The sequence below is a fragment of the Mesorhizobium sp. M7A.F.Ca.MR.362.00.0.0 genome, from assembly GCF_004023175.1.
GTDB lineage: Bacteria > Pseudomonadota > Alphaproteobacteria > Rhizobiales > Rhizobiaceae > Mesorhizobium.
In genome coordinates, this window is the sequence record NZ_RZTF01000613.1 from 1 (window position 1) to 221 (window position 221).

A 221-nucleotide genomic window follows, 5' to 3' on the forward strand; every position below is an offset into this window, starting at 1 on the left:
CGGCCCAAAGGCGATCCCGAGCCGGTACGCGTCCACGACTTCAAGATACCCGAACTCGGCAAGGTTGCGCCCTATGGTGTCTACGACATCGCGGCCAACTCGGGCTGGGTCAATGTTGGTATCGATCACGATACCGCGGCCTTCGCCGTCGAGAGCATCCGGCGCTGGCGGCATGCCCTGGGAAAGAGCCGCTATCTCGGCTCTACCAGCCTGCTCATCAC

At 62.9% G+C, this 221-nt stretch carries 1 pseudogene; it reads left to right on the forward strand.

The annotated features are described in order from the left end of the window. Positions 1-221, forward strand: a pseudogene (locus tag EOC06_RS41090) (ISAzo13 family transposase); the annotation flags it as partial.